This window comes from Microbacterium arabinogalactanolyticum, assembly GCF_030268005.1.
GTDB lineage: Bacteria > Actinomycetota > Actinomycetes > Actinomycetales > Microbacteriaceae > Microbacterium > Microbacterium arabinogalactanolyticum.
In genome coordinates this window covers 1,156,474-1,170,396 of the sequence record NZ_BRZC01000007.1, presented here as the reverse complement: position 1 = coordinate 1,170,396, position 13,923 = coordinate 1,156,474, and the positions used below count along the sequence as shown (strand labels likewise).

15 protein-coding genes and 1 tRNA gene are annotated in these 13,923 nt (G+C 70.6%); 11 read left to right on the top strand and 5 right to left on the bottom strand.

From position 1 onward, the window contains the following. Nucleotides 1-46 precede the first annotated feature (46 nt). Nucleotides 47-1,063: a magnesium/cobalt transporter CorA gene (gene corA / locus MIAR_RS17070; RefSeq protein WP_285638336.1), complete on the top strand. Its 1,017-nt coding sequence runs from the start codon at nucleotides 47-49 to the stop codon at nucleotides 1,061-1,063. Continuing rightward, nucleotides 1,060-2,244 carry a hypothetical protein gene (locus tag MIAR_RS17065; protein ID WP_285638334.1) on the top strand — a complete coding sequence of 395 codons (1,185 nt, stop codon included), beginning with the start codon at nucleotides 1,060-1,062 and terminating at the stop codon, nucleotides 2,242-2,244. Before corA ends, MIAR_RS17065 begins: the two co-directional genes overlap by 4 nt. Nucleotides 2,245-2,265: 21 nt before the next feature. Here MIAR_RS17065 and MIAR_RS17060 read toward each other — a convergent pair whose 3' ends face one another. Then, complete coding sequence (locus MIAR_RS17060; RefSeq protein ID WP_285638332.1) at nucleotides 2,266-3,333, bottom strand: YeiH family protein; 1,068 nt, start codon at nucleotides 3,331-3,333, stop codon at nucleotides 2,266-2,268. An 82-nt stretch (nucleotides 3,334-3,415) separates the two neighbouring features. Here MIAR_RS17060 and MIAR_RS17055 point away from each other — a divergent pair, with 82 nt between their 5' ends. From MIAR_RS17055 to MIAR_RS17040, 4 genes are read left to right on the top strand one after another with little or no spacing between them, the layout of a single operon-like run. After that, nucleotides 3,416-4,327: a LysR family transcriptional regulator gene (locus tag MIAR_RS17055; protein WP_285638331.1), complete on the top strand. Its 912-nt coding sequence runs from the start codon at nucleotides 3,416-3,418 to the stop codon at nucleotides 4,325-4,327. Between the two features lie 14 nt (nucleotides 4,328-4,341). Then, nucleotides 4,342-5,145 carry an endo alpha-1,4 polygalactosaminidase gene (locus MIAR_RS17050; protein ID WP_285638329.1) on the top strand — a complete coding sequence of 268 codons (804 nt, stop codon included), beginning with the start codon at nucleotides 4,342-4,344 and terminating at the stop codon, nucleotides 5,143-5,145. Nucleotides 5,146-5,203: 58 nt separating this feature from the next. Continuing rightward, nucleotides 5,204-5,980: an aspartate dehydrogenase domain-containing protein gene (locus tag MIAR_RS17045; RefSeq protein ID WP_285638328.1), complete on the top strand. Its 777-nt coding sequence runs from the start codon at nucleotides 5,204-5,206 to the stop codon at nucleotides 5,978-5,980. A 50-nt stretch (nucleotides 5,981-6,030) separates the two neighbouring features. After that, entirely contained in the window at nucleotides 6,031-6,573 is a 543-nt protein-coding gene (locus MIAR_RS17040) for an SRPBCC family protein (RefSeq protein WP_285638327.1), read from the top strand. Between the two features lie 12 nt (nucleotides 6,574-6,585). Here the strand turns inward: MIAR_RS17040 and MIAR_RS17035 are convergent, their stop codons facing one another. Continuing rightward, nucleotides 6,586-7,044: a DUF8821 family protein gene (locus MIAR_RS17035; protein ID WP_285638326.1), complete on the bottom strand. Its 459-nt coding sequence runs from the start codon at nucleotides 7,042-7,044 to the stop codon at nucleotides 6,586-6,588. A 53-nt stretch (nucleotides 7,045-7,097) separates the two neighbouring features. Here MIAR_RS17035 and MIAR_RS17030 point away from each other — a divergent pair, with 53 nt between their 5' ends. Beyond that, nucleotides 7,098-7,739: a LysE family translocator gene (locus MIAR_RS17030; RefSeq protein ID WP_285638325.1), complete on the top strand. Its 642-nt coding sequence runs from the start codon at nucleotides 7,098-7,100 to the stop codon at nucleotides 7,737-7,739. 36 nt (nucleotides 7,740-7,775) lie between these two features. On the opposite strand, the gene MIAR_RS17025 is transcribed toward MIAR_RS17030, so the two are convergent. Beyond that, a tRNA-Gly gene (locus MIAR_RS17025) sits at nucleotides 7,776-7,849 on the bottom strand. Between the two features lie 148 nt (nucleotides 7,850-7,997). Between MIAR_RS17025 and MIAR_RS17020 the strand changes: the two genes are divergently transcribed. The 4 genes from MIAR_RS17020 to MIAR_RS17005 are packed head-to-tail and all read left to right on the top strand — an operon-like array spanning nucleotide 7,998 to nucleotide 11,727. Beyond that, nucleotides 7,998-8,942, top strand: a complete 945-nt coding sequence (locus MIAR_RS17020; RefSeq protein WP_285638323.1) for an ABC transporter ATP-binding protein — start codon at nucleotides 7,998-8,000, stop codon at nucleotides 8,940-8,942. Continuing rightward, entirely contained in the window at nucleotides 8,939-9,748 is an 810-nt protein-coding gene (locus MIAR_RS17015) for an ABC transporter permease (RefSeq protein ID WP_285638321.1), read from the top strand. The genes MIAR_RS17020 and MIAR_RS17015 overlap by 4 nt, the downstream gene beginning before the upstream one ends. 42 nt (nucleotides 9,749-9,790) lie before the next feature. Further along, the gene (locus tag MIAR_RS17010) at nucleotides 9,791-11,062 is read left to right on the top strand and encodes a sensor histidine kinase (protein WP_285638319.1); all 1,272 of its coding nucleotides are present in this window, start codon (nucleotides 9,791-9,793) and stop codon (nucleotides 11,060-11,062) included. After that, nucleotides 11,059-11,727: a response regulator gene (locus MIAR_RS17005; protein WP_285638317.1), complete on the top strand. Its 669-nt coding sequence runs from the start codon at nucleotides 11,059-11,061 to the stop codon at nucleotides 11,725-11,727. Before MIAR_RS17010 ends, MIAR_RS17005 begins: the two co-directional genes overlap by 4 nt. A gap of 238 nt (nucleotides 11,728-11,965) precedes the next feature. On the opposite strand, the gene MIAR_RS17000 is transcribed toward MIAR_RS17005, so the two are convergent. Further along, nucleotides 11,966-13,195 carry a sensor histidine kinase gene (locus MIAR_RS17000; RefSeq protein WP_285638315.1) on the bottom strand — a complete coding sequence of 410 codons (1,230 nt, stop codon included), beginning with the start codon at nucleotides 13,193-13,195 and terminating at the stop codon, nucleotides 11,966-11,968. Continuing rightward, complete coding sequence (locus MIAR_RS16995; RefSeq protein WP_285638313.1) at nucleotides 13,188-13,898, bottom strand: response regulator transcription factor; 711 nt, start codon at nucleotides 13,896-13,898, stop codon at nucleotides 13,188-13,190. The genes MIAR_RS17000 and MIAR_RS16995 overlap by 8 nt, the downstream gene beginning before the upstream one ends. Between the last annotated feature and the right edge of the window lie 25 nt (nucleotides 13,899-13,923).

Below are 13,923 nucleotides of genomic sequence, written 5' to 3'. Positions count from 1 at the left end.
GGAGGCGAGTAGCCCGCGGTGATACCGTCGGGCCGGGAGGAACCGCATGGCGATCATCGACAACGGGATCTACGTGGACGGGGTCCGCACGGAGAACCCGGCCAGCCTGGACGAGACGTTCGAGCTGATGCGCTCCCGTGGCGGGATGGGCTGGATCGGGCTGTACCGTCCCGACGGCGAAGAGCTGGCTTCGGTCGCGAACGAGTTCGGACTGCACGAGCTGGCGGTCGAGGATGCCCTGGTGGGCCACCAGCGGCCCAAGATCGAGCGCTACGGCGAGCACCTGTTCGTCGTGCTGCGCCCGGCCCGCTACCTCGACGCCGAGGAGGAGGTGGAGTTCGGCGAGGTGCACGTCTTCGTCGGCCCCGACTTCGTGGTCACCGTGCGTCACGCCGAAGCGCCCGACCTCGGCAGGGTGCGGCATCGCCTCGAGTCCGACCCGGAGCTGCTGGCCCGCGGACCGGAGGCCGTTCTGTACGCGATCCTCGATGAGGTCGTGGACCAGTACGCGCCCGTGCTCGCCGGTCTCGAGAACGACATCGACGAGATCGAGAGCCAGCTGTTCGTCGAGGACGTCGACGCGACGCAGCGCATCTACGAACTGGGTCGCGAAGTGATCGACTTCCAGCGCGCCGTGCAGCCGCTGACCTCGATGATCGAGGCGCTGCTGCGGGGCGGCGTGAAGTACGCCGCCGACGAGGAGGTGCAGCGCTACCTGAGGGACGTGCACGACCACGCGATCCGCGTCGCAGAGCGCTCCGCGAGCTTCCGCTCGATCCTCGACAACGCCCTGACCGTGGCATCCACCATCGTCGCCCGACGGCAGAACGACGAGATGAAGCGGATGACGGAGGAGAGCATCCGTCAGGGCGACCAGATGAAGCGGATCTCCAGCTGGGCGGCGATCCTGTTCGCGCCGACGCTGATCGGCGCGATCTACGGCATGAACTTCCGCGTGATGCCCGAACTGCACTGGACGTTCGGCTATCCGCTGGCGATCGCGGCGATGGTCGCATTCGGAGGCGGGCTGTACCTGGTGTTCAAGCGCAAGGGGTGGCTGTGAGCACGCCGCCGCGCACGCGCGCGGACCAGCGCGGCGCCGACCTGTGGTTCCGCCTGATGGGGCTGCCGACCTTCGTGCCGCTGCGCAGATGGTTCACCGACCTGCCGCGGCGGGTCGCGCCGCTGATCGCGTCGGTGACGATCGCGCGGTTCCTGCTGCAGGACCTCGTCGACGATGCGATCGAGGTCGCGGTCGAGTTCTTCGGCACCGACGAGTGGGCGATCTTCGCGAGCGTGCTCGTGCTGATCGGCATCGCGCTGGCGATCGCGTGGACCGCCTACGCCCTGCTGCGGGGACTCCTGCGCCGGCTGCGACCACCGGTCGGCGCGACGGTGGCGACGGCCGCCGTCGTGCTGTGCCTGGCCGGGCTGATCGTCGGCGGGTACCTCATGACACCGGATGCCACGGTGGGACCGGTGCTGTCGGCGCTGGCGCTGGTGCTGGGCTGCGTGCTCTTCACGGGCATGGGGGGAGGCGCCCTGCTCACGTGGGCGTCGCGTCTGGCGGTGCGCAATGTCTCGGCGATCGGCTACATGGCATCGATCGCGCTCCCGGTGATCCTGATGCTCGTGGTCTTCGCGTTCTTCTCGGGCGAGGTGTGGCAGATGGCATCCGCTCTCGGGTGGCGGTCCATTTGGACGCTGGCCCTCGTCGTCGGCGCCCTCGCCGTGGTGGTCGTGCTGAGCGTGTGCGCCAAGGAGCTCGACGAGGACATGCACGTGCAGGGGCATGAGCACCGGCTGGCGCTCGTCGTCGGTACTCCGGCCGAGGGGCGGATGCAGGAGGACACCCCGCACCGTCCGCTGCACCGCGCTCAGCGGATCAACCTGCTTCTCGTGATGGCGGTGGCGCAGGTGCTGCAGGCGGTCTTCTTCGCCGCGCTGCTCTGGATGCTGCTGGTGGTGATCGGTGCGATCGCGATCCCGTACGGCGTGGTGGAGCTGTGGGTGGGTGCCGGGTCGGCATCCATGCCGCTGGAGGTCGTGCGCATCGAGGTGGCGTCGGCGACGCTGCCGCTCACGGTGAATCTGCTGAAGGCCGCCGCCCTGCTCTCGGTGATCGCGACGCTTCCGTTCGTGTTCTCGGCGGTGAGCGAGGCTCGCTATCGGGAGCGCTTCTTCGATCCGATCATGGCCGACATGCGCCGTGCGATCGCAGTGCGCGACGCACTGCGGGTGTGACGGCGGCGCGCGGGAGAGCGTTCAGCCGCGCAGCGCGGCGGTCGCGGCGATCGTCGCGAGGGCGGTGAGCGTCACCAGCATCCACAGCATCCCGCCGAGTGCCAGCGGACGCCAGCCGGCGCGGCGCAGCGCCGGGATGTCGGTGGACAGGCCGATGCCGGCCAGCGCCATCGCGATCAGGAACACGCTCGCGTGCACGAGCACCTGTCGCGGGGCATCGGGGATCAGGCCGGTGGAGTTGATCAGCGCCACCACGACGAATCCGATCAGGAACCAGGGCACGAGCTTCGCGATGCGCCGGCCGGTCAGCTTCTGGCCGTCCGCGCTGCGGCGGGCCTCCATGATCGACAGCCCGATGCTGATCGGGATGATCATGAGGGTGCGCACGAGCTTGACGACCACGGCGAAGCCGAGCGCCGTGGTGGCGAACACCCCGGCCGCCGCGACCACCGAGCTGGTGTCGTTGACGGCGGTGCCGGCGAAAAGGCCGAACGTGTGCGGGTCGAGGTTCAGCGCGTGCCCGACGAGGGGGAAGATCAGCACCGCGAGGATGTTGAACAGGAAGATCGTCGAGACGGCGTAGGCGACCTCGGCGCTCGCTGCGCCGATCACGGGCGAGACGGCGGCGATCGCGGATGCCCCGCAGATGCCCGTGCCGACGCCGATCAGCGTGGTCAGGCGCCGCTCGGTGCCCAGCACCCGCCCCAGCAGCCATGCGCCCACGAGGCACACGATGAGGGTCGTGAGCATGATCGGCAAGGACTCCAGGCCGACCTTCGCGATCGCGCCGATCGACAGCTGCACGCCCAGCACGACCACGGCGAGCTGCAGCAGGAACTTGCCGGAGTACGCGATTCCGGGCTCGAGGCGGGCATCCATCCGCTCCCGCCCCGCCATGATCCGGGGCCGGACGATCGACAGCAACACCCCGATGATGATGGCCGGAACCGCCGAGCCGAGCACGGGGAGGATCGCACCGATGCCGGTGGAGACCAGGGCGATCGCGGCCGTGAGGATGACTCCGGGGAAGACGTCGACGCCGCGCCGGGCGAGTCGGGAGGGGAGGGTCTGAACGGGGGAGAGCTGCACCCCTCCATCCTGCTGATCCGCCGTCCGCCGGGGGTAGGGGCTATCGTCGGTAGGGGTACAGGCCAGAACTGTGAGGGGCGGCATGATCGACGATCCCGACATCGGCGCACTGCGGCTGCTCGCCACGGCCGTGCGGGAGGGGTCCATCTCAGCGGCCGCGCGCGAGGCGCGCGTGACGCAGCAGACTGCGTCGGCGCGATTGCGAGGGCTCGAGCAGCGGCTCGGGCTCGAGCTGCTGCGGCGCTCACCGCGGGGCGTGGAGCCGACCTCGGCGGGGGAGACCGTGGCCGCGTGGGCGGAGGAGGTGCTGGCCGCGGCGGAGAGGTTCCGCACCGGGATGGAGACGCTGCGCGGCGAGCACAGCCGGGAGCTGACCGTCGCGGCCAGCCAGACCGTCGCGGCGCACCTCCTGCCGCGGTGGCTCGTGGCGCTGCGGGAGCGGCAGGTGCGCTCCGGCCGCGCCCCCACGCAGGTGCGGATGCTGAACGCCAACAGCGTCGAGGTCGAGACGCTCGTGCGCTCGGGGGCCGCGGACCTGGGATTCATCGAGTCGACCTCGCTGCCGGAGGGGCTCGCGACGACCGCGATCCGGCTCGACGCCCTGGTCGTCGTCGTGGCACCGCAGCACCCGTGGGCCACGAGGGCGGACGTCGGGATGGATGAGGTTGCCGACGCCTCCCTGGTCGTGCGGGAGGAGGGCAGCGGGACGCGGCGCACCTGGGAGGACGCGGTGGTCTCCCGCCTCGGACGGATGCCGGCCGAACCGGTGGCCGTGCTGTCGACGTCGGCAGCCGTGCGATCGGCCGCGGCCGAGGGTATCGGGCCGGCCGTGCTCTCGGGCCTCGCCGTCGCCGACGATGTGCGCCTGGGGCGACTGGTGCAGATCCCCCTGCGCGGTGACGCCGTGCGTCGCCCGATCACGGCACTGTGGCGGGGTGCGCCGCGTGACCTCTCGACGGTGAGCCGGGAGCTGCTCGAAGAGGCCGTCGGATGAGAGGGAGGCCTGTGGTGGCGGTCTTCGCACTGCTGGCGCTCGCAGGCTGTGCCGGCGGGAGTGCGGACGGCGACACAGTCCGCGCCGGTGTCGAGCTGCCCGAGGCGGGCGCCGGGTTCGACTATCAATTGGGCGGCGCCTACCCGCCGCCTGACGGTGCGACGGTGATCGCGCGTGACCGACTGGCAGCCCCGGCGGGCGTGGGCTACGACATCTGCTACGTGAACGGGTTCCAGACGCAGCCCGCGGAATCCGAGAAGCTCGCGCAGCGGCATCCGGAGCTGGTGGTGCAGGTCGACGGCGAGCCGCTCGCCGATCCGGGCTGGCCGGACGAGCTCATCCTGGACACATCGACGGAGGCGAAGCGCACGGCGCTCGCCGAGATCGTGGAGCCGTGGATCGTCGGCTGCGCGGACGCCGGGTACGCGGCGGTCGAGATCGACAACCTGGACTCCTTCAGCCGCTCGGAGGGGAAGCTGTCGGAGGACGACAACCTCGCGCTCGCCGCGGAGTACGCGCGCATCGCTCACGCGGCTGGCCTGGCGATCGCCCAGAAGAACACGGCCGAGTCGACTGCGCGGCTCGTGGAGATCGGGTACGACTTCGCGGTCACGGAGTCGTGCGCCGAGTTCGACGAGTGCGCGGACTACGCCGAGGCGTACGACGTGGTGCTCGACATCGAGTACACCGACGAGCTCGGTGCGGAGGACTTCGCCGCGGCATGCGCGGATCGGCCGTCGGGCGTGAGCATGATCCTGCGCGACCACGACCTGCGGATGCCGCACGAAAGCGGATACCTGTTCCGGGCCTGCCCTTGACGGGGCGTGCTGGTGGGTGATCCCTCATCCGTGCGGTCGGCGTCGTAAGGTCGAAGGCATGACTGAGCTGCGGGTCGGGTTCCTCGGCGACGGGCACATCAACTCGGTGCTGCGGGCTGTCGTGCACGACTCCCGCCCGTACCGGGTGGTCGGGTCGTTCGGGCGGCACTCCGCGCTGCCGGATGCTGCGGACGTCGACGTGATCGTCGAGGCGGCGACCCAGCAGGCCGTGCGCGAACGCGTGCCCGGCCTGCTCGATGCCGGGGTCGACGTGATCCTGCTGTCGGTCGGTGCGCTGGCGGATGCTGCGCTTCGCGACCGGCTTCTGGGATCTGCGGCCGGTCGGCTGATCGTCTGCACGGGCGCGATCGGAGGACTCGATCAGGTGCGCGCCCTGCGTGCCGCCGGTCCGCTCCGCGAGGTGTCGATCGAGAGCCGCAAGCTGCCGGCATCCCTGATCCAGCCGTGGATGCCCGAGGCGCTGAAGGCCGACCTGCGCAGCCGCACCACCGAACTCGTGCTGGCCGACGGGCCCGCCGGCGACGTGGCGCAGCGCTTCCCGGCATCCGCCAACGTCGCAGCCTCGCTCGCGCTCGCCGCGGATGCCTGGGACTTCGCGACCGCGCGGATCGTGGCCGATCCGGATGCCGTGCAGACCCGCCACGAGATCCGCGCGGCGGGCGCGCTCGGCGAGGTGCGCGCCGTGGTCATGAACACGCCGTCGGCCGACCGGCCGCGTTCCAGCGCCGTGGTCGCCTGGGCGGCGCTGCGCTCGCTCGACGACTACGCACGCCTGCGCGGATTCGACTCCGCAGGTGGGGCCGCGTTCCTCTGAGCTCTATGACACCCGGAGTAGGTTCGGTTCATCACGCAGGCGGGGAGACCATGAGCGCGAAGTACCACTTCGTCAGCACGTTCCGGATCACCGGTGATCCGGAAAGCGTGTGGCGAGTGCTCAGCGACGTCGAGCGCTGGATCCTCTGGTGGAGGTGTCTCGAGGTCTCCGAAGTGCTGTCCGAGGGGGAGCAGCCGGCGGACGGCGACTCACCGGCTGCGGGGTCCGTTTACCGGCACACGGTGCGCACGCCGTTCGGGTACCGCCTGCGCTACGAGATCCGGGTCACGGGTATCGAGTCCCGGCGATCCGTGGATGCCGAGGTCTCCGGCGATCTGGTCGGCCGCGGCCGCGCGGTCGCCGAAGCGGCGGGGGATGAGGCGACGGTGCGCTTCCTCTGGCTCGTCGCCGTGTCGAAGCCATGGATGAGACGGCTCTCGCCCGTCGCCCGCCCGGCGTTCACCTGGGCGCATCGTCGGCTGATGGCCGACTTCGGGGAGGGGTTCACCACGGCATCCGGAGCGCATCTCGTCTCGACCGAGCACGTCGCACTGCGCCCAGGAGACCCGTCGTTCTGGGTTATGCCGGAGTAGCGGTGCGGCCGCTCAGTACTCGCCCTTGATCACGAAGTACGAGCCGCGGATGGTCCCGGCGAGCTTGGACTTCTGCCGCGCGAACTTGAACGCGCCGAGTTCGTCGGGCACCTCCATGCCGTCGGACAGTTTGAATCCCACGGCGTGCTTGCCGCCCTCGACGAGTTCGTAGAGCACGTTGATCGCCAGCCCCGATTCGTAGAAGACGTACGCCCAGCGGATGCCCGGGACCGGTGGCTCGGCGACCTCGAGCGCGGGGGAGGAGATGACGATGCCGCGCTCGTCGGCGAGGATCTTCGTGACCCACGCGAGGGTGTCGGTGCCCTCGGCGGGCTCGGTGGTGAAGTCGATCTCGTACTTGTTGTGGAAGTAGCGCGCCTCGTTGGCGCGAAGACCGGCCAGCGCCTCGACGACAGGCGATGACTCCAGCCCGACGGTGGACACGTTCGTGAAATCGACGACGTACGACATGGGGCAACGCTATACCGGCGGGGCCGTGGTCGTCGCAGAACTAGGATCGATCCGTGATCCAGGTGCAGCCGCTCTTCGCCTTCGCGCTCGTGGCGGCCCTGCTGACGATCGTCCCGGGCATCGACACCTCGCTCGTGCTGCGCGGCGCCCTGACCCGCGGCCACCGGTACGGGTTCGCGACCGCGATCGGCATCTGCTGCGGCGCGCTGGTCTGGGGCGTGGCGGCGGCGATCGGGGCATCCGCCCTGCTGGCAGCATCCGAGCTCGCCTACCGGGTGCTCACGCTCGCCGGCGCCGGGTACATGATCTGGCTGGGCGGCTCGCTGATCTGGAAGTCGTTCCGGCGAGGAGCGGATGCCGCCGCACACGACCTCCCCGCGATGCGCACCACCGAGTCACTCGGCCGGGCCTGGCTCACCGGCTTCGGCACCAACCTGCTCAACCCGAAGGTGGGCGTCTTCTACCTGGCGACGATCCCGCAGTTCATCCCGGCCGGCACCTCGCCCGCTCTGATGGGCGTGGCACTCGCCGCCGTGCACGCGCTGCTGTCGATCATCTGGTTCGCGGCGATCATCCTCGCGACGGCTGTCGTCTCGCGCTGGCTGCGCAGCCCGCGCGCGGTGCGGATCATCGACCGGATCACCGGAACGGTGCTGATCGGCTTCGGCGTGAAGCTGGCGGCGTTCCCGCACTGACGGAAGAAGGCCCCCACATCAGTGGAGGCCTTCGCGTGGAGGGGCTGACGGGAATCGAACCCGCGCTGTCTGCTTGGGAAGCAGAAGTTCTGCCATTGAACTACAGCCCCGCACGCCTTGCGGCGCCTGGCCAGCATAACAAACCCGCGGGCCCGATCCCGACGCGGGGCCTATGGCACCAAAGTGCCATAGGCCCCGCACAGGTTTCATCCTCCGGGCGGACGCGGCAGAGGCACCCGCGGAAATAGCGTCGAAGACATGATCACAGCAGAGGGCCTCGGGAAGAGGTACGGAGACAAGGTCGCCGTGGACGACGTGTCCTTCACGGTGCGGCCGGGGAGCGTCACGGGATTCCTGGGGCCGAACGGCGCGGGCAAGTCCACCACCATGCGCATGATCGTCGGGCTGGACAGGCCCACGACGGGCCGGGTGACCATCAACGGGCAGGACTACCGCAAGCTCAGGGCACCGCTCACCGAGGTGGGCGTGCTGCTGGATGCGAAGGCGGTCCACACCGGGCGCAGCGCCCGCAACCACCTGCGCGCGATGGCCGCCACCCACGGCATCCCGAACTCCCGCGTCGACGAGGTGATCGACATCACCGGCATCGGTTCGGTCGCCCGCAAGCGCGCCGGCGGCTTCTCGCTGGGTATGGGGCAGCGTCTCGGAATCGCGGCGGCGCTGCTCGGCGACCCGCACACGCTCATCCTCGACGAGCCGGTCAACGGACTCGACCCCGAGGGCGTGCGCTGGGTGCGCGAGTTCGTCCGCCACGCGGCATCCGAGGGCCGCACCGTGCTGCTCTCCAGCCATCTGATGAGCGAGATGTCCCAGACCGCCGATCACGTGATCGTGCTCGGCCGCGGCAAGGTGCTCGCCGACGCCGCCCTTCCCGACCTCGTGCGCGCCTGGACCACGGCCCGCGTGCACGTCCGCAGCCCGAGAGCCGCGGAACTGGCGGATGCCGTCGCCGGACGCGACGTCGAGATCGTCACCGCCGATCCGTTCACCCTCGACGTGACCGGCCTGCCGGCATCCCGCATCGGCGACATCGCCGCCGAGCGCGGCATCCCGGTGCACGAGCTCACCCCCACCAGCGGCTCGCTGGAGGACGCTTACCTCGCCCTCACCGGCGACGCCGTCGAATACCGCACCCGGGCCGTCCCGCACACCGACGCCCCGCTCGAAGGAGCACTCGCATGACCGCGATCCAGGCTCGCGCCACCCACATCCCCGCGCCCGCAGGCCGGCTGAGCTTCTTGCGCCAGTTGCGCAGCGAGTTCATCAAGCTGATCACCGTCCGCGGCACGTGGTGGTCGGTCGTCATCGTCGCGGCGATCACCATCGGCATCGCGTTCATCGCGACCTCCGCGATGTCGGCCCCGGTCGACAACATGGTGATGGCGGTCGTCTCGCCCGTGCAGTTCACGATGATGCTCGCCGGAATCCTCGGGGTCATCTCGGTGACCGGCGAGTACTCCACGGGCATGATCCGCTCCACTTTCACGGCTGACCCGGTGCGCGGGTCGGTGCTGGCCGCCAAGGCCACCGTGCTCGGCGCCTTCATGTTCGTGGTGTCGCTGATCATCTTCGGCGTCGCCGCCGCGGGCATCAGCCCGCTCGCCGCGTCCAAGGACATCGCGCTGGACTGGTCCGACCCGTCGAAGACGATCGTCCCGATCCTCGCTGCCTCCGCCACCATGGCGCTGTTCGCCCTGCTCGGCGTCGGCCTCGGCTTCCTGCTGCGCTCCGGCGCGGGCGCGATCGCCGTGACGGTCGGCATCCTGTTCGTGCTGCCGATCATCGTCTCGATGCTCGGGATGTGGCTGCACGACGTGGAGTGGATCACGAACCTGGGCCACTACCTGCCCGCCGCCGCCACGCAGAACGTGATCCTGCCGTTCGACGGCGCCGCGCTCACCGTGCCCGAGGGCTGGGTGACGCTCGCCGCATGGCCCGCCGCTGCGCTGCTTGCCGCCTGGGCCGTCGTGCGCGGACGGGATGTGTGAGCCCTTCGACAGGCTCAGGGACCCAAAAGTAGAGTCGACAGCGTGACCCTCAGCCGCAGCTCCGCCGTCCCCCGGGACGAGGAGCTGCGGCTGCCGCGTCCGCCCGGCGTGATACGGCGCTTCTGGGCGCGGCATCCGCTGTTCGCCGACATCCTCATCGCCGTACTGTGCCTGCTCGTCTCGGTCGGCACCAGCACGATCCCTGCGCCCGGCACACCCCCGGCGCCGCCCGCCGAGGTCGTGTTCGCGGTGCTGATGGTGGTCGGATCCAGCGTGCTGCTGGTGTGGCGGCGCCGCTGGCCGGTCGCGGTCCTCGTCGCCGCCATCGCCACCGACGTGACACTGCTGTTCGTGATGCGATCGGCGGGCGCACCGCTGTTCGCCCTCGCGCTGTATGCGCTCGCGGTGTACCGCTCCGTGCGGGCCGCCTGGATCGGCCTCGGCGCCGGCACCCTCGTCATCGCCGGTCTGGCGTTCGCCTGGTTCGGGTTCGGCGGCTTCGACCTGCAGGCCGCGGTCAACGCGGTGCTCTCCGTCGCGGTGCCCGGGCTGATCGCCGCGCTCATCGGCATCAACGTCGGCAATCGCAAGCGCTACGTCGAGGCGATCATCGACCGTTCACGGCAGCTGCTCGTCGAGCGCGATCAGCAGGCCCAGCTGGCCGCCGCCGCCGAGCGCGACCGGATCGCCCGCGAGATGCACGACATCGTGTCGCACTCCCTGACCGTCGTCGTCGCGCTCTCGGAGGGCGCCGCGGCGACCTCCGACCGGGATCGGGCGAGGGATGCCTCGGCAGCCGCCGCCACCACCGCGCGCAACGCGCTCGCCGAGATGCGCTCCATGCTGGGCGTGCTGCGCGACGGCGATGCGGATGCCCCGCTCGCCCCGCTCGAGCCCGCCAGCCCCGCAGACACGGTGGCCGCCGCGCGGACCGCTGGCTTCACCGCATCCCTCACCGTCAAGGGCGAACCCGACACGGCGCCCGCCCTGCGGTTCGCGATCGGGCGCATCGTGCAGGAGGGCGTCACCAACGCCATGCGGCATGCGCCCTCGACGCACGCCATCGACGTGCGCATCGACTACGACGCCGCCCCGATCGTCATCGAGATCGTCAACGACGGCGCCCCGGATGCCGCCGCCGAGGGCGGCTTCGGACTGCGAGGACTCGCCGAGCGCGCCGCGCTGCTCGGCGGCATCCTCGTCTCCGCTCCGGCCGGGGGAGGGCGCTGGATGCTGCGCGCCGAGCTGCCGCACATCGCTCCCAGTCCGTCCGCGGACTCGGAGATCCAGGAGCACTCGCAGGAGGAACCATGACCGACCCGATCCGCGTGCTGCTCGTCGACGACCAGGCGCTCATCCGCATCGGCTTCCGCCTGGTGCTCGAGGCGGAGCCGGACATCGTGGTGGTCGGCGAGGCCGGCGACGGCGCTGCGGCTCTTGCGCAGTCCGCCGCCCTCGAACCCGACGTGGTTCTGATGGACGTGCGGATGCCGGGGATGGATGGCATCGCCGCGACCGCGGAGATCGTGCGGCAGCATCCGTCGGTCAGGGTGCTCGTGCTGACGACGTTCGATCTGGACGAGTACGCGTTCGGCGCGATCCGCGCCGGAGCCAGCGGCTTCCTTCTGAAGGATGCCGAGCGCACCGAGCTGGTCGCCGCCGTCCGTGCCGTGCACCGCGGCGACGGCGCCCTGGCCCCTCGCGCGACGCGGGCCTTGCTCGATCAGCTCGCGCCGCATCTGGCATCCGCGGTGCCGGCGACGGCATCCGATCCACTCGCCGAGCTCACCGAGCGCGAGCGCGACGTGTTCCACGCCATCGCGCAGGGCCTGAGCAACACCGAGATCGCCGAGCGCCTCTTCCTCAGTGAGTCGACCGTGAAGACGCACGTCGGGCGGGTGCTGGCGAAGCTGGATGCCCGCGATCGCGTGCACGTGGTGATCCTCGCATACGAGTGGGGACTGGCCGGCACGGCCTGAGCCGCCGGCCTCAGGGTGCTTCGGGCCCGTCCAGGCCATGTCTCACCTGATGCGGGTGCGGATGCCCCGGACCCGCAGCTTCCGTGACCGGCGTGCAGCCATGTTCCAGAAGCGGTGGGTCGGGGCACCGCAGACCCACCCTTTCTGCGACATGCTCGTGGCCGTGTCCCAGAAAGAGTGGGGGCTCGCCGGCACGACCCGAGCCGCCGGCCAGAGCCGCCGGCCTGAGCCGCCGGCCTCAGTCGCGGGCGGGCAGGATCAGCGAGAACCGGGTGGTCTCGTCGCCCTCGAGCAGCAGGTGCCCGCCGAGCGACTCCGCGAGCTCAGCCGAGAGCGCCAGGCCGATGCCCTCACCGGAGGTGGCGGTGCGCTGCTCCGGCCGGCGCTGGAAGATCGAGTTGCCGCTGGGCCGCGGGCCCTCGTCGGCCACCTGCACGGTGACGTACTCGGCACGACGCACTGCAGTGATCGTGATGGTGCCGCGGCCGTGCTTGATCGCGTTGTGCAGCAGCACGTCGAGGATCTGCGACGCCGCGGCGGGCGCCGAGCCGAGCGCGTCGTCGAGGTCGTCCGTGCGGATGCTGCGCCCGGTGGCGTTCGCGTGCTGCCGCCATCGTTCGGCCGCCCCGTGGATCGTCTGCGCAAGAGGTGCGCAGGCCGACTCGGCGGCCGCCTCGCCGCGTGCCAGCGCCAGCAGCTGCGTGATGGCATCCGCCAGACGGTCGATCTCCTGCACGGCATGCTCGAGCTGTTCGCGCACGACCGGCGGAGTCTCGCCCCACAGCGACAGGTCCTCCAGCTCCAGCCGCACGGCCGTGATCGGCGTGCGCAGCTGGTGCGAGGCGTTGGCCGCGAACTCGTGTTCACGGCGGATGCGGCGCTCGAGGGTGTCGGCGCTGTCGCGCAGCGCCCGGTCGATGGCCGCCGCCTCGGGGAAGCGGTACTTCTCGGGCTCCGAGCTCAGGCCGCCGGCGCCGAGATCGCGCGCGGTGCCGGCGAGCTTGACGAAGGGACGCGAGAGGTTGCGCCCGAGCAGGAACGCGCCGATCACCGAGACGAACAGCAGCAGTACGCCGATCCAGATCACCGGCGTCACCGCGTCGCTGACCAGTTGCGTGACATAGCTGCCCGAGCGCGTCACCGTGAGGGTGCCGCCGTCCTTCACCTCGACGGTCTTCTGCAGGTCATCGCCGTCTGCGGTCGCGCCGACGTGCAGGGTGTCGCCGTCGGCGCCGACATAGGTGACGCCGTCCTCCGGGCGCAGCAGCGACTTGAACAGATCGGCCGTCACGGGACCGACGCGCTCGCGCTCGGACACCAGGGCCGAGAGCAGAATCGCCATCCGGTCGACGCGCTGAGTCTGCGAGGACTGCACGAGTTCCGCCGTCATGACAGCACGCGGAACGCCGTACAGGGCGATGATCATCACCGCCATGCTGACGAAGGCGAAGATCAGCCTTCTACGCATCCGGCGCCCCGTCGTCGAGACGGAAGCCCACGCCGCGCAGGGTGGTGATCCGCACATCGGCGCCGGACTCCTCCAGCTTCTGCCGCAGCCGGGCGATCGTCACGTCGAGGGTCTTCGTGGAGCCGAACCAGTTCTCGTCCCACACCTCGTCCATCAGCCGTTCCCGCGTCACGACGACTCCTCGACGCGCATCGAGCTGGGCGAGCAGGTCGAACTCCTTGGTGCTCAGCGGCACCTCCCGCCCGGCCGTGGTCGCACGGCGGGACTCGACATCCACCAGCAGGGCGGATGCCGGGGTCGCGGCGCGAACGGCATCCGCCGGCTTCTCCTTCGCGACCGCACTGGCGCGGCGCAGCAGCGCGCGCAGCCGGGCGAGCAGTTCGGCCAGCGCGAACGGCTTCGCGATGTAGTCGTCGGCGCCGACGTCCAGGCCGACGACGCGGTCCAGCTCGCCGTCGCGGGCCGTGAGGATGACGATGCCGCCCTCGAAGTCCTGCTCTCGAAGCCGTCGGCACACGTCCAGGCCGTCCATGTCGGGCAGCCCGAGGTCGAGCACGACCAGGTCGACGTCGGCACCCGCGCGCTCGAGCGCGGCCGCGCCCTCGGCGACCCGTTCGACGACGTATCCCTCGCGATCGAGCGTGCGCATCAGCGGCACCGCGATGCCGTCGTCGTCCTCCACGACCAGGATGTGTCGTCCCACGTGGTCGAGGCTATCAAGGTCGTCG

Excerpts from the sequence above, each read along its gene's own strand:
- corA (WP_285638336.1), top strand. The coding sequence starts at position 47 with ATGGCGATCATCGACAACGGGATCTACGTGGACGGGGTCCGCACGGAG.
- MIAR_RS17055 (WP_285638331.1), top strand. The coding sequence starts at position 3,416 with ATGATCGACGATCCCGACATCGGCGCACTGCGGCTGCTCGCCACGGCC.
- MIAR_RS17045 (WP_285638328.1), top strand. The coding sequence starts at position 5,204 with ATGACTGAGCTGCGGGTCGGGTTCCTCGGCGACGGGCACATCAACTCG.
- MIAR_RS17040 (WP_285638327.1), top strand. The coding sequence starts at position 6,031 with ATGAGCGCGAAGTACCACTTCGTCAGCACGTTCCGGATCACCGGTGAT.
- MIAR_RS17035 (WP_285638326.1), bottom strand. The coding sequence starts at position 7,044 with ATGTCGTACGTCGTCGATTTCACGAACGTGTCCACCGTCGGGCTGGAG.
- MIAR_RS17020 (WP_285638323.1), top strand. The coding sequence starts at position 7,998 with ATGATCACAGCAGAGGGCCTCGGGAAGAGGTACGGAGACAAGGTCGCC.
- MIAR_RS17015 (WP_285638321.1), top strand. The coding sequence starts at position 8,939 with ATGACCGCGATCCAGGCTCGCGCCACCCACATCCCCGCGCCCGCAGGC.
- MIAR_RS17005 (WP_285638317.1), top strand. The coding sequence starts at position 11,059 with ATGACCGACCCGATCCGCGTGCTGCTCGTCGACGACCAGGCGCTCATC.
- MIAR_RS17000 (WP_285638315.1), bottom strand. The coding sequence starts at position 13,195 with ATGCGTAGAAGGCTGATCTTCGCCTTCGTCAGCATGGCGGTGATGATC.